The organism is Leifsonia sp. GW821-FHT13C05, from assembly GCF_058806515.1.
The window spans coordinates 857,951-877,432 of sequence record NZ_JBXAPT010000001.1 but is presented as its reverse complement, the minus strand read 5'-3'; the positions used below and the strand labels follow the sequence as shown (position 1 = coordinate 877,432).

Below are 19,482 nucleotides of genomic sequence, written 5' to 3'. Positions count from 1 at the left end.
CGCCGCCGCACTCACGCCGCCCGCTCTCTGACAATCGGCGTCGATGAAGGGATCCCGCCAGCATGGCCATGCCGCTTTTCAACATCTTCGAGCTTCCGGACCATCCGGCTCTCTTCGCTTCGCTGAAGGCAGCCGGACCCGAACGGGCGTGGGCATTGATGTCCGAGCTCTCGGACTACGCCCAGGCTTCCTACCTGGAGGACGTCCCTCCTGCGGAACACCCGGACGCCATCTACGAGCGCACGGTGGCGTTCATGGATCAGGCGCCGGCTCTCGACAGCCTCGACAAGGCGGAACAGGCGCGGCGTTTCTCCGTCTACGGGCCGCGGCTGCAATTCGACTCGACGTTCCTCTGTCTCTGGCTGAATGAGCCGGACGCCCTCTTCGATCGGGTCGTGACGGTTACGGGCCTGGACAATCTCCGCCGTGCCCAGAGCCTTGGTCACGGCGTGCTGGCGCTTCCGCTCCACGTCGGTCCGTCCTATCCGATCGGTCCGTTGATGGCGCACCATATGCCGGTCAGCCTCGTGTTCAACCGGATGAACTTCGACGCGCTCCACCGGTTCGCCTTCCCCTCACTCGACATCGACGCGCATCAGCTGGGATCCGAGTCCACCTTCCGGCGAGCCCTGGCCGTTCTCCGGTCCGGTCGGGCCTTCTCCCTCTTCCCGGAGCTGGACCCTCGCGGGGTGGACAAACACCATCGGCGGGTGCCTTTCCTCGGAACAACGGTGAACGCTCCGCTCGGACCCGTTCTCATCAGCCGCGCAGCGGGGGCGCCCATGGTGCCCATCACTCTGCGCTCCTCCGCCGACGGGCACTACCAACTCGAGTATCACGAGCCGATTCCCGCACCTCGGACGAGCACGGACGACGCGAGCGCGCTCGCCAGGCTGTGGACGGTCATCGAGTCGACGCTGCTCGATGGCGAATTCGGCGAGTGGGAGATGTGGTACGAGTTCGATCGGATGCAGCCGGAACGTCCGGCGGTGGCGTCGTGATCGCAGGTGCGCAGGAGATTCTCGCCGTGCGGGGGCTCACCCGGGTGTATACGGACTCCGGCGGAAACGAGATCGCGGCGCTCCGCGGAGTGGACCTCACGGTCCATGAACGCGAACTCGTTGCCATCGTCGGCCCATCCGGGTCGGGCAAGTCCACGCTTCTCCAGCTCATCGGCGGCCTCGACACTGCGACGAGCGGAACGATCTCGTTCGCTGGACGTGACGTGACGGCGCAGACCGAACGGCAGAGGACGGTGTTCCGCCGCGACCATGTCGGCTTCGTGTTCCAGTCGTTCCACCTCGTCCCCACCATGACCGTCGTTGAGAACGTGGCGCTCACGGCGATCGTCGCGAACGCGAAGCGGGCGGAGTGGTTCCCGCGCGCGCTCGATGTGCTCGCGGAACTCGATCTCGTCGACCACGCCGAGCGCATGCCGAACCTGCTCTCCGGAGGGCAGCGTCAGCGGGTCGCGTTCGGCCGGGCGATCTTCGGACGACCGGACGTCCTCCTCGCCGACGAGCCGACAGGAAACCTCGACACGAAGAACAGCGACATCATCCTGAATCTCCTTCGTACCGGACTCGATGCCTCCGAGGTCCGCTGCGGCGTCCTGGTGACCCACGACCTGCGGGCGGCGGGGTTCGCCGATCGTGTCATCGCGCTCAGAGACGGCGTCATCGTCGACGAGCTGAGCCATGACAGGGCCACTGCCGGCCGTTCCGACGTCGAGCGGGGTGAACATGTTCGCTCGTGGCTTGCGTCAGCTCTTCGCTGAGGGGCGCCGGTACGCAGTCGCAGCGTCGGCGCTGACGGCAGGCGTTGCGCTGCTCTTCGGTACCCTCCTCACCTCCTTGTCCGTCGGAGCGACCCTCTCGGCGGGCGTCGACGCGCTCGGCGGAATCGGGCAAGCCGGAATCGTGTCGAGCACGCCGGGGGCGGCCATCCCTGAAGAGGACGCCGCCGCCGTCGCGGAGCTGCCAGGAGTCGGACTGGCGGTCACCACGCTCAGCCGGGGGTCGTCCGTCGAGGGAGCGAGGGGGTCGCGCAGCGATCTGACAGTCACGGGATATTCGACCGATCTCAACGAGGCGATCAGCCGGCTCGCCTCCCAGGGCAGGCTCCCACGGGAGGGAAGCGAAGAAGTACTGCTCCCGTCGGATATTGCGGAGCGCCTCGGCGTCACGGTCGGAGACGACATCGCGCTCGCGGCCACGACAGGACGGCGCGCCCTGGAGGTGGTCGGGATCGCCGACCCCCGAAGCCTCGGAGTGCTCGCCTACGAGAACATCTTCGTCAGCCTGCCGACGGCCCAGGATATCTTCGACCTCCCGGCGCAGGTCACGAGAGTGGACCTCACGTTCTCTGGCTCTGCCGACGACTGGAAAGCGACGAACGCGGCGAAGCTCCCGCCCGGGCTGGTGCTCCAGGACACCTCGGCCGTCACGTCTGCTTTCGGACCCCTTCTGTCGACGATCACGCTGGTCCTCGTGCTGGCGTCCGCCGTGACGATGGGCGTTGCCGCGATCCTGATCGCCGTCGCGCTCGGAGCAGCCATCCGTGCACGGGACAGCACATACGCGGTCATGCGCACCGTCGGCGCTTCGGGCGCGTGGCTTGGGAGACGCGTGCTTGCTGAGGCGACCATGCTCAGCGTGGTGTGCTCCATCGTCGGAATCGGTGCGGGGTTCGGAGTGAGCGCGGTGCTCAACCTGCTCCTGACCTCCAGCAACGGCTTGCCGATTCCACCGATGGAGGTGCGTCCCTGGCAGGTCGCGATCGCGTTCGCGACAGGACTCATTGCCGGTCTGGCCGGGGCGTGCAGGTCAATCGTGTCGGTGGTGCGCCGCCCGCCGATCTCCACGATCACGCAGGATCGTGGCCGCCGCCTGACCGGCTGGAGTCGATTCCTTGTCGTGGTCGCGGTGCTGGCACCGACGGTGGCGACGCTGTTCGTCGATCTCGACGCGCTCACCATCGCCTCGCTCGTGGGCCTGATCGCCGCATCCATGCTCCTGGCGCCGGTCGCTCTACGTCTGCTGGCCAGGATGCCCCGGCTGCCGACCTGGTCGGCGCGCGCGTCCGCGCGACGCCTGCAACGGACGAACCCATTGGGCATGATCTCGGCGATGACCGCCTCCATCGCGTGTCTCGGCCTCGCGCTTGTGATCGGGGTCTCGGCAATCAGCACGGCGATGTCTGTGCAGATCTCCCGCCAGTTCGGGGCCGACGTGCAGGTCACGTCGACGGTACCCCTGGATGCGCAGGCGACGGAGAGGATCGCGGGCGTCAGCGGCGTGCGAATCGTCTCCGGCACCATCGCCGACCGGGCGACCTTCTCCGGCCCGGACGGCGAGACCGCGGCGGTCAGCGTGCTCGGAGTGGATCCGGCCACCTATTTCCAGACGGCGCAGCTCCCGTGGAGCGCCGGAGACGACCACACCACGCCGGCCGCCCTGGAGAAGTCGGGCGGGATCGTCCTGCCTGCTGCGCTGGCGGCATCCAGCGGTGCCGGCGTCGGTTCCGAAGTCACACTGACGCGAGGAACGGCGTCCGAACGCCTGGCTGTCGTCGGGACGTTCGATTCGCTGGTCACGGGGACGCAGGTGGTCGTTCCGCTCCCGATCGCCCGAGCACTGGGGATGTCAGGTCAGACGGGCTGGAACGCCTCGGTCGCCGAGGGTGCCCATCCCGTGGAGGTACGGGATGCGGTCGCGGACGAGCTCCGCGACGTCCCTGGGCTCACGGTCATCACGGCGGCCGCGATGCGGGAGCGGGCGACCAGCGAACTCGGTGCGTATTCGGCGTCCGCCTTCGCGGTCGTCCTCATCGCCTTCGGCCTCGGGTCCATCGGAATCGCCGGTGTCATGGCCTTCTCCGTCTATCAGAGGCAGGCCGAGTTCGGTGCCCTTCGCGCTGTCGGGGCGACACGGCGCGGGGTCGCCGGGCTCGTGCTGTGGGACGCGATCGGTGTGTCGCTCGCCTCTCTTGCCATCGGTCTCTGCCTCGGTCAGCTCGCAGGTGTGCTCTTGACCAAGGTCATCGCGGGTTCTCTCGGGGTGAGTCTTGCCCCGGCGTTCGAGCCGGGCGCCAGGCTGGCGATCGCTGTGGTCACCGTCGTCTTCCTCGTGACGGCCTCGATCGGCCCGGCCAGAAGGGCGAGTGCGGTCGACCCCGTCGTCGCTCTGGCCGCGCAGTAGGTCGTCGACAGATGCAGGAGGTTGTCATGGATGAATCGCACAGTCACCCTCGGCTCCGGAGCAGCGTCCTCGCCTTCCGTCGTGACCAGACGGTTCAGTTCATCTCAGTGAGCGATCTGCGCGTCAAGGAGTTCCAGGCAACGGATGCGGTCATCGCGCTGATCCCGCTGATCGACGGCACGCGTTCCATCGCCGAGCTTCGGACAGCCGTCGCGGAATTCCCCGACAGCGCGAACGCGGTCGATGCATGTCTCGACGTGCTGAGAGACGAGCGACTCCTCAGCCGTGGTGAGCGGTGGGCGGGCGATGCCCGCCACTCCCGCCAGGGACTGCTTTTCGAGGAGATGATCGCGACCTTCCCGCAGCTCCCCGCATCGCCGCGAGCCCTGCAGGACAGACTCGGCGATGCGAGGGTGGTCATCGTCGGTATCGGTGGTGTCGGATCGTGGGTGCTCCAGTCGTTGGCGATGGCCGGGGTCGGTCGGCTCGACATCGTGGACCCCGATGTCGTCGAGCTGTCGAACCTCAACCGACAGCCGCTGTATTCGACCGTGCAGGTCGGTACAGCGAAGATCGACGCCGCGCGCGATCGCCTCGGCGACATCACCGATGGCATCGTGGTGTCTGGGCACCGGCGGTCGGTCGAGTCGACGTCCGATCTCGCCGACCTCGTCGATGGCGCCGACCTCGTCGTCAGCTGCGGAGACGAGCCCGATCCGTTCGCACTGTCCGACATCGTCGCCGAGTGCGCGCAGGTGTCCGGCATCCCTCACATCGTCGGCGGAGCGTACGGCGGAAACCTCGGTTCTCCGGGCGTGACGGTCGTGCCGGGCAAGACAGTCTGCTGGAGCTGTATCCGGGACGCGACACGAGACGACCACCGTCGGCTCTCGATGACGACGCTCAAGGGGAGGAGCGACGCTGGCGGGAGCATCGCGCCGGTGTCCGGTCTGGTGGGGAACCTGACGGCCTGGGAGGCGTTGCGGGTGCTGCTCGGCCTCCCGCTCGGTCTCGCCGACCACGTCCGGGAACTGGACATCATGAGTCTGGACTGGCGCATTCGCCGCGTCGAGCCCGCCGTCGATTGTGCGAGGTGCATCCACGCCGACGGCTGACCGCCGACGGGCAGACTGCGCTCAGCCGAGAGCCGCCGTCTAGCGCGTCGGCGTCGGGGTCGGTGTCGGCGCCGGGGTGAGCGACGTGTCGAGCGTCGACAGGCACTTGCTGGTCTGCTTGATGGTCTGGATGGCGCTGGCGAACTCGGGGAGCACCGACGCGTCCGAGACGCCGGCGACGTGGTCGATGACGACCTCCGTGGCCGGGGTGCGGCCGAACGTCTGGTAGACGATTGTCTTCGCATCCGGTTCGGTCATCAGCACCCAGTCGACGCCGTTCACCGAGACGCACGGCTTGGTGGTCGGGCCGATCGGCGGCACGCCGCAGCGCAGCAGCACCGCGGTCGGGTCGCCCCACGCGCCGGTCGCCTGGGCGTCGGTCTGACGCTCTGCCTTGCCGCCCACGCTGTCGGGCAGGCGGACGCTGACCTCCGCGCATCCAGGATCGTTGGCGTCGGCCGCCGGCTGGAGCGAGACGATCGGCGCGCACCCGGCGAGGGCGATGCCTGCGCCGAGGACGATGGTGAGAATGGCTGCTGTGCGACGCTGGGCGCGGTGACGGGTGGACATCGGTTTCAGGCTACCGTTTGATGCATGACGATGTCTGGGAGCGGAACCGCGGGAGCGACCATCGGCGAGGTGTCCGAGGTGGAGACTCTGAAGCGGATCTTCCCCCGGCTGCCGGAGTCCGCGGCCACCATCGTCGGGCCCGGCGACGACGCCGCCGTGATCGCGGCTCCGGACGGCCGGTACGTGGTGACGACGGACATGATGGTGCACGGCCCGGACTTCCGGCTGGCCTGGTCGACGCCGTACGACCTCGGCTGGAAGGCCGCGGCGACCAACCTCTCCGACGTAGCGGCGATGGGGGCCGTGCCCACCGCGATGGTCGTCGCCATCGCCGCGCCGTCCGCAACGCCCGTCCACGACCTGGAACGCGTCGCCGACGGGTTCCGCGACGCCTGCGCTTCCCTCGCCCCCGGATGCGGCGTGGTCGGCGGGGATCTGTCCGCCTCGGACACGTTCACCATCGCCGTGACCGCGTTCGGCGACCTGGAGGGCCGGGACCCCGTGCTGCGCAGCGGAGCGCGCGCCGGCGACGTGCTGGCGGTGTCCGGAGCGCTCGGGCGTGCAGGGACCGGGCTGCGCCTCTTGTTCGAGCGGGCGGTCGACGAGACGGGGGAGCCGGACAGGGCGCGCTTCGATGAGGTGCTGCGCGAGCATCCGGATGCGGTGGCCGCCCAGCTGCGTCCGGAGCCGCCGATCCAGGATGGGCCGCTCGCCGCCGTCGCGGGCGCCACCGCCATGCTCGACCTGAGCGACGGGCTGGCGCTCGACGCCCGCAGAGTCGCACTGGCGAGCGGCGTGGCGCTCGACATCGACCCTGCAGCGCTCGGCGGCGATGTGCAGGCCGCGCTCACCGGGGGAGAGGACCACGGGCTCCTCGCGACGTTCCCGGCCGGGACGGAGCTGCCGGGCGGTTTCCGCGCGATCGGCACGGTGCGGGAGGGCGACGGCCTGCTGGTGGGCGGCCGGCCGTTCGACGCGCGCGGCGGCTGGGACCCGTACGAGGGCTGGGACGGCAACGCGGGCTGAGCGGCGCGAGATCGAGGTCGGTCACGACCGGCGTCTGTAGCGTCAGTCGCGTTCGAGCCAGTACAGCGCCGTGTCGCCGTAGTCCTTGCGGCGCTCGATCACGAGGCCGTCCGGCATGGTCGGCTCCGGCGTGCGGGTGCTGCGCTCGACGCACACCGTGGCGTGCGGGGCGAGGCGCGGCACGAGAGCGGTGAGCACGGCGAGCAGCTCGGCGTCGTCCACCTCGTATGGAGGGTCGATGAACACGAGGTCGTAGGTCGAGCCGGCCCCGGCGAGGTAGCTCTGCACGGCCGCGCCGCGCACCTCGATGACGGGGACCGCATAACGCGGCGCGGCCTTCGCGACCGACTGCGCGTTCCTGCGGCAGACCTGGGCGGCGTCCGCGTTCCTCTCCACCAGCGTGACGTGCGTCGCGCCTCTGCTCGCGGCCTCCAGGCCGAGCGCGCCCGATCCGGCGTACAGGTCGAGCACCCGGGCGCCGTGCACGGCGTCGCGCGCGTCGAGCGCGGAGAAGATCGCCTCGCGCACCCTGTCGCTCGTCGGGCGGGTTCCGCTCTTCGGCACCTGCAGGCTGAGCGAGCCGGCGAATCCGGCGACGATACGTGTCATGGCAATTCGAGCCTAGCGTCAGCGACGGCAGGGCGGCCAAGATGGAGGGATGGTAGATCGCCTGGAACAGGCAGAACTCGACGCCATCTGGAACTTCGACGACCCTGTCGCCTCTGCCGACCGGTTCGCCGCAGCGGCGGCAGAGCCCGACCGGCCCGAACTGGTCAGGGCAGAGCTCGAGACCCAGCGCGCCCGCGCGCTCGGGCTGCTGCGCCGCTTCGACGAGGCGGACGCCCTGCTCGACCTGCTGATCCCCGCCACGGACACGCTCGCCGTGCGCGTGCTGCTCGAACGCGGACGACTCCGCAACTCCGCGGGACGAACCGCGGAGGCCACCGCGCTGTTCGAGGAGGCCCTCAGTGCTGCCCGGCGCCAGGGAGAGACCTTCCTCGCCGTCGATGCGGCCCACATGCTCGCCATCTCCGATCCGGAGCGCTCGGAGCACTGGACCGCGGAGGGACTCTCCGACCTCGCATCCAGCCACGACCCGCGCACACTGCGCTGGGCGGTCGCCCTGCACAACAACCGCGGCTGGCGGCTGTTCGAGGAGGGCACCCCGGTGTCGGCGCTCGCCGAGTTCGAGGCGGCGGAGGAGGCGGCAGAGCGCTACGGCACGCCGGAGCAGCGCTTCGCGGCGGCGTGGACCGTCGCACGCTGCCTGCGTGAGCTCGGGCGCATCCAGGAGGCCAGGCGCATCCAGCAGCGGCTCGCCGCCGAGCAGCCGGAGGACGAGGCCGTCGCGGCCGAACTGGCGGCACTGACGGACGCGGCGCATACGATCGAACCATGAGTTCCGTTTCCGCACCGGCCGTCGATGGTGCGATCAGTCTCGACTCCCGGCTGAGCGGGGTCCTCGGCGGGCGCACGTCTTCCGCGTTCGAGAAGGCGTTCGGGATGCGCACCGTCTCCGACCTGCTGAGCCACTATCCGCGCCGCTACGCCAAGCGCGGCGAGCTGACGGCGCTGGCGAACCTGCCACTGGACGAGAACGTGACCATCGTGGCCGAGGTCATCCGGGTGCAGGAGCGCCCGATGCGCGCCCGCCGCGGCTCCATCCTCGAGGTGAAGATCACCGACGGAGAGGGCATCCTGACCCTCACCTTCTTCAACCAGGCGTGGCGGGCGAAAGAGCTCGTCCCCGGTGTCCGCGGCATCTTCGCCGGCAAGGTGTCCGACTACCGCGGCGCCCTGCAGCTGGCGCATCCGGACTACGAACTGTTCGAGCCGGATGCGGAGAACGCCGTCGTCCCCGGCAGCGCCGCCGCGAAGAACTGGGCGCAGACCCCCATCCCGATCTACCCGGCGACCGGCACGGTTGCCAGCTGGCAGGTGCAGAAGGCCGTCGCGCTCGCCCTGGATGCGCTGACCGACGTTCCGGACCCGGTGCCGCAGCGGATCGTGGCCGAGCGCGGCCTGCTCGCCCTGCGGACCGCGTACGAGTACATGCACCGTCCGGAGAAGGACGCGCAGTGGCAGCGGGCGCGCGACACGCTGCGGTTCCACGAGGCGTTCGTGCTGCAGGCCGCCCTGCTGCAGCAGCGCGCGGCCTCCCGGGCGATCGCCGCGACCCCGCGCACGGCGAAGACGGGCGGCTTCCTCGACAGGCTGGATGCCGTGCTCCCGTTCGAGCTCACCGCCGACCAGGCAACGGTCGGGGCAGAGATCGCGCGCGACCTGGCGGACACCGCCCCGATGCACCGGCTGGTGCAGGGCGAGGTCGGCTCCGGCAAGACCCTGGTGGCGCTGCGGGCGATGCTCGCCGTCGCGGACTCCGGCGGCCAGGCCGCGCTGCTCGCGCCGACCGAGGTGCTCGCCGGACAGCATCTGCGCTCGATCGTGAAGATGCTCGGGCCGGACCTCTCCGCCGACCTGATGCCGACCCTGCTCACCGGGCAGCTGTCCACCGCCGAGCGCAAGAAGGCGCTGCTGCGCACGGTGTCCGGCCAGGCCCGCATCGTGGTCGGCACGCACGCGCTGCTCGGCGACGCCGTGACGTTCTTCGACCTGGGGCTCGTGGTGGTGGACGAGCAGCACCGGTTCGGCGTGGAGCAGCGCGAGGCGCTGCGGGCGAAGGGCGGCACCCCTCCGCACGTCCTCGTGCTCACGGCGACGCCCATCCCGCGCACGGTCGCGATGACGGTGTTCGGCGACCTGGACGTGTCGACCATCGCCCAGCTGCCCGCCGGCCGCCAGGGCATCGAGAGCTTCGTGGTGCCGCTGGCCGACCGGCCGGGCTGGGAGCGGCGCATCTGGGAGCGCGCGGCGGAGGAGATCGCGAAGGGCAGACAGGTCTTCGTGGTCTGCCCGGCGATCACCGGCAAAGACAGGGAGGACGACGGGGAAGAGGCGGAGCAGGACGAGGACGGCGCCCCCGTACGCCCGATCGCCAACGTCGAATCCGTCACGGCGCGGGTGCGCGCCGACCCGCTGTTCCGGGATGCGCGCATCGGGATGCTGCACGGCAAGCTCAGCAGCGACGCCAAGGACGAGATCATGCGCGCGTTCGCCGCAGGCGACCTCGACCTGATCGTCGCCACCACCGTGATCGAGGTCGGGGTGGATGTTCCGAACGCGTCGGCGATGGTCATCCTCGACGCGGACAGGTTCGGCGTCTCGCAGCTGCACCAGCTGCGCGGCCGCGTCGGCCGCGGCGGGGTGCCAGGGCTCTGTCTGATGGTCACCTCCGCCGAGCAGGAGACGCTCGCCAGGGAGCGGGTCGAGGCGGTGGCCGCGACGCTCGACGGCTTCGAGCTGGCGAACATCGACCTGGAGCTGCGCCGCGAGGGCGACGTGCTCGGCAGCAGGCAGTCCGGCGGCCGGTCGTCGCTGCGGCTGCTGCGCGTGGTCTCCGACGGGGAACTGATCGCGGAGGCGAGGACGGCCGCGCAGGAGACGCTGGACGACGACGGAGGGCTCTCCGCGCATCCCGCATTGGCCGCCGCGCTCGCACGGCGACTGGACGAGAGCGAACGGGCCTTCCTCGGTAAATCCTGACCGCTCGGTGACCCCTGGAAGGGGGTGGCGCCACGGCCATATTTTGGTAACGGATTCACAACGAAATGCCGGGTACAGCGGGATAGTCTGAAGGTCTATGAACAGGATCGCCGTTGTCCCTGGATCGTTCGACCCGGTCACCCTCGGGCATCTCGACGTCATCGAACGTGCCGCAGGCCTGTTCGACGAGGTCCACGTGCTCGTCGTGCACAACCCGGACAAGAGCGCCCTCCTGCCCATCGCTCAGCGGGTCGCCCTGATCGAGCGCTCGATCGCGGACGCCGGGATCCCCGGGAACATCGTCGTCGCATCCTGGAGTGTCGGCCTGCTGGTCGACTACTGCACCGATGTCGGGGCGCATGTGCTCGTCAAGGGCATCCGGTCGCAGGTGGACGTGGCGTACGAGACCCCGATGGCCATCGTCAACCGCCACCTCGCAGCGGTCGAGACCGTGTTCATCCTGCCCAATCCAGCCAACGCCCACGTCTCCAGCTCCCTCGTGCGCCAGGTCTCCGCGCTCGGGGGCGACGTGAGTCCATACGTCCCCACCGCCGTCTACGAGTATTTGCAGGAGACATGAACAGTTACGCGACGCGCCAGCCGACCGAATCGTCGGTCGCCCCCGATGAGACGGACCACGCCACCGGGATGGACCTCGATGAGCTGAGGCGCGCCGCGGCCCAGATCACCGCCAACGTCGAGTCGGTCATCGACGGCAAGCACGACGCCGTCCAGACCGCGCTCACCGTGCTGCTCGCCGAAGGGCATCTGCTGATCGAGGATGTGCCGGGCGTCGGGAAGACGATGCTCGCGAAGTCGCTGGCGAAGTCGGTCGACTGTACGGTGAGCCGCATCCAGTTCACGCCGGACCTGCTGCCGAGCGATGTCACCGGCGTGTCCGTCTACAACCAGGCGGAGCGGCGGTTCGAGTTCAAGCCGGGAGCGGTGTTCGCGAACATCGTCATCGGCGACGAGATCAACCGCGCGAGCCCCAAGACCCAGTCGGCACTGCTCGAGTGCATGGAGGAGCGGCAGGTCACGGTCGACGGCTCCACCTATCCGCTGAGCGCGCCGTTCATCGTCGTCGCCACGCAGAACCCGGTCGAGATGGAGGGCACGTACGCGCTCCCGGAGGCGCAACGCGACCGGTTCATGGCGCGCATCGCGATGGGATACCCGGACGACGCCTCCGAGCTCGCCATGCTCACCACCAGGGACACCTCCAGCCCGCTCTCCCGGATCGGGCCGGTCGTCACCTCGGACGAGCTGCGGGCCATGATGACCACCGCCCGCAGCGTGTTCGCCTCCACACCGGTCAAGCAGTACGCGGTCGACATCGTGCGCGCCACCAGGGAGGACAGGGACCTGCGCCTCGGCGGCAGCCCCAGGGCCACGCTGCAGCTCGTGCGGGCCGCGAAGGCGATGGCGGCGCTCGACGGCCGCGACTTCGTGCTCCCCGACGATATCGACACGCTCGCCGTCCCCGTGCTCGGGCACCGGCTGCTCCCGACCAGCCGCGCGCTCGGCCACCACCACGAGAGCGCGCCGGTCATCGCGGACATCGTCCGCAGGATCGTCGCGGCGACCCCCGTGCCCGTCGGCTCCGGCGCGATCGGGGCAGCGGGGGGTTCCGGCCGTCCGGACGGTGCGAACCGCCCGACCAGGGCAGGGCAGGCGGGCTGAGCCATGCCGCGGCGCGCCCGAACGTCGTCGCCGGTCAGAAAACCCCGGCCGACCGTACGCGGCTGGGCGCTGTTCGCCGTCGGTGTCGTCGCGCTCGTCGCCTCGGTCGCGCTCGGGCGCACCGACGTGCTGTTCGTCGGCGTGTTCCTCACCGTCCTGCCGCTGGCGGCGATGATCTCGGTGACCGTCGACCGCCCGAGACTGACCGTGTCCCGCAGCTTCCACCCGGACATCGTGGCGGCGGGGGAGACCGCGACCGTCGTGACGACGGCCCGCAACGAGTCCCCCCGGCCGAGCCCGGCCGCGAACTGGCGCGAGTCCGCCCCTCCGGCGGTCGGGGTGCAGGGCCAGGCCCCGTTCCCGCGGCTCGGCGCCCACCAGCAGAACGTGAGCCACGGCAGGGACACCATCGTCTTGCGGCAGGAGGTGCGCGCGAAGCACCGGGGATCGCATCCGGTCGGCCCGCTCATCGTCAGCCGCACAGACCCGTTCGGGCTGGCGTACGCCGAGTACGCCCTCGGGCAGCCGAAACAGTTCGTCGTCACCCCGCGGGTGACGGCCCTGCCGGGCGGCGACCTGGATGTGGCACGCAGCGAAGGCACGGAGCACGAGCTGCTGCGCCACAGCATCCCGAGCGCCGACGAGCTGATCGCGCGTGAGTACCGGCCGGGAGACCCGCTGCGCCGCGTGCACTGGCGAGCGACGGCACGCCACGACAAGCTCATGGTGCGGCAGGAGGAGCGCCGCAGCAATCCGGAGGCGTGGCTGATCGCGGACACCAGGGACGTCTCGGCACCGGATGCGGAGTTCGAGACCCTGGTGGAGCTGGTCGCCTCGATCGGCGTCCACCTCCTCGACGAGGGCTTCGTGGTCAGCGTCGTCGAGACGGGGCCGCGCCAGCTCTCCGGCAGGAGCGGGGCGGGCAGGACCGGCACGCTGGGAGCAGCGACGCCGACCTACGACGTCGGAAGCGCCGACCGGCTGCTGCTCGCCGACCTGGCCGGCATCGAACCGAGCGACGTGCCCCGCGACGACGCCGTCGCCGAACTCGCGGCCGGGCTCCGTCGCTCCGGCCGCGCCGTCCCGGTGTTCGCCGTGCTCCTCGGCGGCTCCCTCAACGAGCTCGGGGCGCTGGCCGCCGTCCGCTCGATGTGCGACCCGGCCGTCGCGTTCATCGGGGCGTCCGCGCCGCAGGAGGTCGAAGACGTACTGGCGGATGCCGGATGGCTCTGCGTGCCGTTCTCGGGAGGGGACGACCCGGCCGACAGCTGGCAACGTGCCCTCGGGCGGCGCAGGGCGGCGGTGAACCGTGGCTAGCGAGCAGGCGTTCGCCGGCGCCGTGCCGCTGGTGCGGGAGCGACGGCAGGGGTACTGGCGGCTGACGACGGCGCTGCTCATCCAGGTGGTCGCCGTCAGCTTCGCGCTGGTCGGCCTCATCCAGGGCGCGGGCTGGTGGTTCGCTCTGGTGTTCTCTGCCGCCCTGCTCCTGGTCACCGGAGCGGCGCTGCGCACGGCCGGCGTTCACCGGCGCATCGTGCCGCTCCTGCTGCTGGCCGAGGCGGCGGTGGTGATGACCGTGGCCTTCGGCAGGGGAACCGGCCTGCTCGGCATCCTCCCGACGCCGCGCACCTTCGCGGCGTGGGGCGACTTCATCGACCAGGCCATGCTGTCGATCTACCAGCAGGGCACCCCGGCGGAGAGCCTGCCGGAGTTCATGTTCCTGGTGGTCGGCGGCGGATGCGTCCTCGCCATCCTGCTCGACACCCTCGCCATCGCGTTCCGGGTGCCCGCGTTCACCGCGCTCGGGGTGGGCATCGTGCTCGTGGTACCCGGCGCGCTGCTCGGAGACGGGCTCGACCCGTTCGCGCTCGCGGCGTCCGCCGCCGCGTTCCTCTGGCTGCTGCGCTGCGACGTGCGCACCAGGCGGCCGGGGACGCCGCGGCCGACGGCCTCCCTCTCGATCTCGGCGGCCGCGGTGGTGGTCGCGCTCATCCTGGGCGGCACGGCTCCGGGCTTCGACAGGGGCGGCGCGACCTCGTTCACCGCGGGCGGCATCTCGATCGGCGGCACGGTGACGCCGCTGATCGACCTCGGCAAGGATCTGCGCAGACCGGCGGCGGTGCGAGCCCTCACGTACACGACGACGGCGTCGTCCGGGCAGTACCTCAAGCTGGCGTCGCTCGACCAGTTCACCGGGTCGGTCTGGAAGCACAGGGAGCGCGACACCAAACGGCTGCCGAGCGGCAACACGATCGGGCCGGTGTTCGGCCTCTCCGACACGGTCGCGACCACCAAGATCACCACGAAGGTCGAGATCGACAACATGCAGAGCCGCTGGCTGCCCGTGCCGTATCCGGTGCAGGGCGTCTCCGGGCTGAGCGGCACCTGGTCGTGGGATCCCGACGACCTCACCGTCGGCGCGATCAACACCACGACGCAGGGCCAGAAGTACACGGCGACCAGCCTCGTGCTGCAGCCGACGGCCGACCAGCTGCAGGCGGCGGGCGGATTCGTGCCGGCCTCGGTCGAGCGCGACCTGTTCCTCCCTCCGGATCTGCCGTCGATCATCGCCAGCACCGCCATCTCCGCCACGAAGGGCGCGGTGTCCGAGTACGACAAGGCGGTCGCGTTGCAGGACTACTTCCGCGACAACGGCTTCACGTATTCGACGCAGACCCCGCTCAAGCAGGGCTTCGACGGAGACGGCGGGCGCGTGATCGCCAAGTTCCTGCAGGTCAAGAGCGGATACTGCGTGCACTTCGCGTCCGCGATGGCGCTGATGTCCCGGGCGCTCGGCATCCCGTCGAGGGTCGCGGAGGGCTACCTGCCCGGCGCGACCAGCGGAGGAACGGCCAACAACCCCGGCCAGTACACGGTGACCAGCGACGACCTGCACGCCTGGCCGGAGCTGTACTTCGCCGGTGTGGGCTGGGTGGCCTTCGAGCCGACCGTCGGCCGCGGCACCATCCCGAGCTACACCCGGCCGGACAGCACGCCGACCGCCGTCGTGCCCGGCTCCACCTCGACCTCGACGGCCGGCTCCAAGGCGATCGTGCCGACCGACCCGGCGAACCTCGGCAGCCCGACGGGGGCCACGGCGCCGTCCACCCTGCAGCCGGTGATCTCGGGCGTCGGCGTCGCACTCCTCATCGTGGCGCTGCTGCTCACCCCGGCCGTGCTGCGCAGGGTGAGACGCAGGAACAGGCTGAGGAGGCTGACCGACCAGTGGAGAGGCGCATCCACGGCCTGGGACGAGCTGCGGGACACGGCGAGGGATCTGGGCTGGATCGTCCCGGCGACCGAGACCCCGCGCGCCTTCGCCGTGCGGGTGGCGTCCGCCGTGGCCGGAACGCCGGGGGAGGACGCTGTGCGCAGGCTGCTGGCCGTCAGGGAACGGGATGCGTACGGGCCGCCCACCCGGGCGACCGCCGTGGGCCTCGGCGACGATCTGACGCGCGTTCTTGGCGCCCTGGAGGCGCAGGCCGGGGCAGCGCTGCGGCTCAAGGCGGCGCTCATTCCTGTGTCTCTCATCCCAGCCGCGTGGTCTCCGGCCCCTAACCAGGGAAGACCCGCGTAAAATAGTCGCTCGTGACCAAGTTCAGAACCACGCCGTACACCGTCAATGTGTACGACATCATCCACCGCCCAGGCGAGATGCGCGAGCAGCGCATCCAGCTGCCGGTCGCGGAGAAGATGGGCGAAGGGCTGGTGAGCGTCCCCGAGGGCTCGACCATCGACCTCGACCTCCGGCTCGAGTCGATGCACGAGGGCATTCTGGTGACCGCCGAGGCCGAATCGACGGCGGTCGGGGTCTGCGGACGCTGCCTCATCGACATCGAGCAGCCTGTCAAAGTCGATATCCAGGAACTTTTCGCGTATTCTTCTGACGAAGCTTTTGATTTTGAGGTTCACGACGACCACGTGGATCTTGAACCTCTGATCAGGGACGCGGTAGTGCTGTCACTGCCGTTTCAGCCGGTGTGCCGGCCAGACTGCCCAGGACTCGACCCCGAGTCAGGGGAGCGGCTGGCGGATGTGCCGGACCGCGAAGCCACAGCGATTGTCGATCCTCGATGGTCTGCGCTCGCGGCCTTCCAGGCTTCCGACACCACTGAATCCACCAGCAGCAGTAACAGAGAAGAGAGATAACCATGGCTGTTCCGAAGCGGAAGAAGTCACGCGCCAACACGCACGCCCGTCGTTCGCAGTGGAAGGCCGAGGTCCCCACGCTCGTCAAGACCGTCGAGGGCGGCAAGGTCACGTACAGCCTGCCGCACCGCGCCAAGGTCGTCGAGGACTCCGCAGGCACCGCCCTGTTCATGGAGTACAAGGGCCGCAAGGTCGCCGACGTCTGATCGTCGTATGACGGACGGAGTCGTGCGATGACCGAGGAATCGGTCGCGCGTACAGAACTCATCGAGAAGCTCGGAGTCGATATCGGCCCCGAGCTTCTCGAGCTTGCGCTGACGCACCGCTCGTACGCGTACGAGCACGGCGGCATCCCGAACAACGAGCGTCTCGAGTTCCTCGGGGACTCGATCCTCGGGCAGGCCGTGACGGTCAAGCTGTTCGTGGAGAACCCGCAGCTCGACGAGGGCGACCTCGCGAAGCGGCGCGCCAGCCTCGTCAGCTCCGTCGCCCTCGCCGAGGTGGCGCGCAGCATCGGTCTCGGCGAGTACCTGCTGCTCGGCCGCGGCGAGAACCAGAGCGGTGGCCGCGAGAAGGCCTCCATCCTGGCCGACACGGTCGAGGCGATCATCGGCGCCGCATACCTGCACGCGGGTGGCGAGGCGGCGACGGCTCTCGTGCTGCGCCTGATCGAGCCGCTGCTCGACGACCCCGCCCGCTTCGGCGCGGCGATGGACCCCAAGACCAGCCTGCAGGAGGCGGCAGCCCACCGCGGCGCCGGCATCCCGGTCTACACGGTGACCAACAGCGGGCCGGACCACTCCAAGACCTTCCACGCCACGGTCGCCGTCGGCAGCCTCGTCACGGCGAGCGGCGACGGCACGAGTAAGAAGCAGGCCGAGATGGCCGCGGCGCTCAGCGCCTGGACCACCCTCACGCAGCGACGTGCCAGAGCTTCCCGAGGTTGAGGTCGTCCGGGCGGGCCTGGCGCCCGCCGTCACCGGAGCGACCATCCTCGGCGTCGAAGTCTTCGAGCCGCGGTCTCTGAAACGCCACGACCCGGTCGCCGGTGCGTTCGACGCGCTGCTCACCGGGCGGGTGATGGAGACCCCGGCGCGGCGCGGCAAGTTCTTGTGGATCCCGCTCGCTGCGGCTTCGGCTTCTGAGCCGCGCTCGGCGATCGTCGCGCACCTGGGCATGAGCGGGCAGATCCTCCTGCGGGAGCCCGGCGCCGTCGAGAACGGGCTGCTGCGTATCCGGATGCACATCGAGCAGCCCGGGTACGGCGAGCTGTGGGTGCACTTCGTCGATCAGCGCATCTTCGGCTCGATGGCGGTGGATGCGCTCGTCCCCACCGCGGACGGCGCGCCGGGCGGCCTCGGCACGGACGAGCCGCTCGTGCCGTCGCAGGTGGCGCACATCGCCCGCGACCCGCTCGACCCCGCCTTCTCCGATGCGGCGTTCGCCGCCGCCCTGTCCCGCAAGAACACCGGCATCAAGCGCGCGCTGCTCGACCAGACCCTGATCAGCGGCATCGGCAACATCTACGCGGACGAGGCCCTCTGGGCGGCGAAGCTGCACTACGCGCAGCCGGCGTCCTCGCTCTCGCGGGCGCGCATCCGGGGGCTGCTGGCGGAGGTGCGCCTGGTGCTGCAGAAGGCGCTGGCGGAGGGCGGCACCAGCTTCGACGCCCAGTACGTCAACGTCAACGGCGCCTCCGGCTACTTCTCGCACAGCCTCAACGCATACGGCCAGCAGGGCAAGCCGTGCCCGCGCTGCGGCACGCCGATCGTGCGCGAGCAGTTCATGAACCGCTCCTCCCACTTCTGCCCCCGCTGCCAGCGCCTGCGCCCCGCGCGGGCCCGCTAGCGCAGCGTCTTCTGCCAGTTGCCGGTGAGGGCGTGCGGGCGGAAGCCGAAGGCGTCGTTGACCGCGAGCATCGGCGCGTTCTCGTCGGCGTTCCAGGTGAGCAGCCGGTGGATGCGCGGGGCCAGGTCGGCCAGCCTGCGCAGGTTCTCGAGTTTCACCAGCGTGCCGAGCCGCTTCCCGCGGTGCGCGGCGGCCACCAGCGTGTCGTACTGCTCCGCCTTGTCTCCGTCGTCCGGCACCGCGATCTCCGTGTACGCGGCCAACTCGCCGCTCGGGATGTGCTGGGCCACCGTGACGAGCAGCGGCTCTCCGCGCTCGATTAGCTCGTCCTCGTGGCGGCGGACCCGCTCCGGGGTCCAGGCTTCGTCGTCGAGGGCGATCCCGGAGTGCGGCACGTCGACCGTCATCCGTTCTTTGAGAGCGGAGAAGGCGGAGGCCTGCTCGTCCGGGGCGTGCCGCCACCAGCTGATCGTGCGGTAGTCGCGCGAGTGGTCGACGGCGTCCGCCAGCAGGGCGGCGGCGCGGCCGGGGTCGAGCGGAAGCGTCAGCTCGCTCGACCGTTCGATCTGGCCGAGCCGGTAGCCGTGGGAGAGGGCGAAGCGCACGTCGGGGGAGTCCGCCGGCAGCCCGCTGCTTCCCGCGGAGGCGCGCACGACGTCGCCGCCCGGCCGGATCGTGGCAGCCGGATGCTCGGTGTACGCGGACACCGCCGTCCTCCCGCCGTCCGCCGCCAGCTCCGCGCCCTTCGCCAGCAGGAGCGCCCCGATCCCGCGGCCGCGCACGGCGGGGGCGACGTCGACGAGCAGCGTGGCCGTCACCGCGTCCTCCTCCAGAGGGAAGTCGGCGACGACACGCCCGACGACGGCGCCGTCGAGCACCGCGGCGAAGAGCAGCTTCTCGTGGAACTCCTGCGCGCGGAACGACGCCAGCTCCGCCTCGGCGGTGTACACGAAATCGTCGTTCCCCCAGAGCGAGACGGCGATCCCGTTCATCACGGACACCAGCTCTTCGAAGGCCGCGGATTCGGGAGTGCCGAGACGCTCCGGCAGGGGAATCCGCACGATCGTGACGTGGCCGTCACCGAGCATCCATCGCCTCCTCGCCGGTTGCGCGAACCGAGTGGTCCCGAGCCTAACCCGGCCTCGTCGCCGTGAACAGGGCGAGCCGATTTGGTTTCGATCGTGTAAATCTCCGTAAGAAAGTGCGTTGCGATTAGTTGCAATGCATGTACTCTCGACACACATATTCGTGGTGCGAAGAGGCAACCACGCCGCTTCGTTACGAATTTC

18 protein-coding genes are annotated in these 19,482 nt (G+C 70.1%); 15 read left to right on the top strand and 3 right to left on the bottom strand.

Annotated elements, in window-relative coordinates:
- The first annotated feature begins 62 nt into the window (after positions 1–62).
- From AC1ROC_RS04260 to AC1ROC_RS04245, 4 genes are all read left to right on the top strand, one after another.
- Complete coding sequence (locus AC1ROC_RS04260; protein ID WP_085370346.1) at positions 63–1,001, top strand: lysophospholipid acyltransferase family protein; 939 nt, start codon at positions 63–65, stop codon at positions 999–1,001.
- Positions 998–1,777 carry an ABC transporter ATP-binding protein gene (locus AC1ROC_RS04255; protein WP_085370348.1) on the top strand — a complete coding sequence of 260 codons (780 nt, stop codon included), beginning with the start codon at positions 998–1,000 and terminating at the stop codon, positions 1,775–1,777. The genes AC1ROC_RS04260 and AC1ROC_RS04255 overlap by 4 nt, the downstream gene beginning before the upstream one ends.
- Positions 1,698–4,199: an FtsX-like permease family protein gene (locus tag AC1ROC_RS04250; protein WP_492998290.1), complete on the top strand. Its 2,502-nt coding sequence runs from the start codon at positions 1,698–1,700 to the stop codon at positions 4,197–4,199. The genes AC1ROC_RS04255 and AC1ROC_RS04250 overlap by 80 nt, the downstream gene beginning before the upstream one ends.
- Before the next feature lie 107 nt (positions 4,200–4,306).
- Positions 4,307–5,314, top strand: coding sequence for a HesA/MoeB/ThiF family protein (locus tag AC1ROC_RS04245; RefSeq protein WP_492998288.1), 1,008 nt, complete (start codon positions 4,307–4,309; stop codon positions 5,312–5,314).
- 39 nt (positions 5,315–5,353) lie between these two features.
- On the opposite strand, the gene AC1ROC_RS04240 is transcribed toward AC1ROC_RS04245, so the two are convergent.
- Positions 5,354–5,884 (bottom strand): DUF3515 family protein, encoded by a 531-nt coding sequence (locus AC1ROC_RS04240; protein WP_492998286.1) that lies wholly within the window; start codon positions 5,882–5,884, stop codon positions 5,354–5,356.
- A gap of 24 nt (positions 5,885–5,908) precedes the next feature.
- Here AC1ROC_RS04240 and thiL point away from each other — a divergent pair, with 24 nt between their 5' ends.
- Complete coding sequence (gene thiL, locus AC1ROC_RS04235) at positions 5,909–6,910, top strand: thiamine-phosphate kinase (RefSeq protein WP_085370354.1); 1,002 nt, start codon at positions 5,909–5,911, stop codon at positions 6,908–6,910.
- A gap of 42 nt (positions 6,911–6,952) precedes the next feature.
- Here the strand turns inward: thiL and rsmD are convergent, their stop codons facing one another.
- The gene (rsmD, locus tag AC1ROC_RS04230; protein ID WP_085370356.1) at positions 6,953–7,519 is read right to left on the bottom strand and encodes a 16S rRNA (guanine(966)-N(2))-methyltransferase RsmD; all 567 of its coding nucleotides are present in this window, start codon (positions 7,517–7,519) and stop codon (positions 6,953–6,955) included.
- 49 nt (positions 7,520–7,568) lie between these two features.
- On the opposite strand from rsmD, the gene AC1ROC_RS04225 reads away from it, so the two are divergent.
- From AC1ROC_RS04225 to mutM, 10 genes are all read left to right on the top strand, one after another.
- Positions 7,569–8,309: a hypothetical protein gene (locus tag AC1ROC_RS04225; RefSeq protein ID WP_179150835.1), complete on the top strand. Its 741-nt coding sequence runs from the start codon at positions 7,569–7,571 to the stop codon at positions 8,307–8,309.
- Positions 8,306–10,513 (top strand): ATP-dependent DNA helicase RecG, encoded by a 2,208-nt coding sequence (locus tag AC1ROC_RS04220; protein ID WP_168689262.1) that lies wholly within the window; start codon positions 8,306–8,308, stop codon positions 10,511–10,513. The genes AC1ROC_RS04225 and AC1ROC_RS04220 overlap by 4 nt, the downstream gene beginning before the upstream one ends.
- Positions 10,514–10,610: 97 nt before the next feature.
- Positions 10,611–11,093: a pantetheine-phosphate adenylyltransferase gene (gene coaD, locus AC1ROC_RS04215; protein WP_085370359.1), complete on the top strand. Its 483-nt coding sequence runs from the start codon at positions 10,611–10,613 to the stop codon at positions 11,091–11,093.
- Positions 11,090–12,196, top strand: a complete 1,107-nt coding sequence (locus AC1ROC_RS04210; protein ID WP_085370360.1) for an AAA family ATPase — start codon at positions 11,090–11,092, stop codon at positions 12,194–12,196. Before coaD ends, AC1ROC_RS04210 begins: the two co-directional genes overlap by 4 nt.
- 3 nt (positions 12,197–12,199) lie before the next feature.
- Positions 12,200–13,513, top strand: a complete 1,314-nt coding sequence (locus AC1ROC_RS04205; protein ID WP_492998283.1) for a DUF58 domain-containing protein — start codon at positions 12,200–12,202, stop codon at positions 13,511–13,513.
- Positions 13,506–15,773: a transglutaminase TgpA family protein gene (locus tag AC1ROC_RS04200; RefSeq protein WP_492998281.1), complete on the top strand. Its 2,268-nt coding sequence runs from the start codon at positions 13,506–13,508 to the stop codon at positions 15,771–15,773. Before AC1ROC_RS04205 ends, AC1ROC_RS04200 begins: the two co-directional genes overlap by 8 nt.
- An 11-nt stretch (positions 15,774–15,784) precedes the next feature.
- Positions 15,785–16,345 (top strand): YceD family protein, encoded by a 561-nt coding sequence (locus tag AC1ROC_RS04195; RefSeq protein ID WP_373270201.1) that lies wholly within the window; start codon positions 15,785–15,787, stop codon positions 16,343–16,345.
- A 2-nt stretch (positions 16,346–16,347) separates the two neighbouring features.
- Positions 16,348–16,551 (top strand): 50S ribosomal protein L32, encoded by a 204-nt coding sequence (rpmF, locus tag AC1ROC_RS04190; RefSeq protein WP_055893012.1) that lies wholly within the window; start codon positions 16,348–16,350, stop codon positions 16,549–16,551.
- A gap of 27 nt (positions 16,552–16,578) precedes the next feature.
- A complete protein-coding gene (rnc, locus tag AC1ROC_RS04185) occupies positions 16,579–17,292 on the top strand; it encodes a ribonuclease III (protein ID WP_492998279.1) in 714 nt (237 codons plus the stop codon).
- A complete protein-coding gene (mutM, locus tag AC1ROC_RS04180; protein ID WP_492998278.1) occupies positions 17,270–18,193 on the top strand; it encodes a bifunctional DNA-formamidopyrimidine glycosylase/DNA-(apurinic or apyrimidinic site) lyase in 924 nt (307 codons plus the stop codon). The genes rnc and mutM overlap by 23 nt, the downstream gene beginning before the upstream one ends.
- Here mutM and AC1ROC_RS04175 read toward each other — a convergent pair.
- On the bottom strand, positions 18,190–19,281 hold the full coding sequence (locus tag AC1ROC_RS04175) for a GNAT family N-acetyltransferase (protein ID WP_492998276.1): 1,092 nt from the start codon (positions 19,279–19,281) through the stop codon (positions 18,190–18,192). The two genes, mutM and AC1ROC_RS04175, sit on opposite strands and share 4 nt — an antisense overlap.
- Between the last annotated feature and the right edge of the window lie 201 nt (positions 19,282–19,482).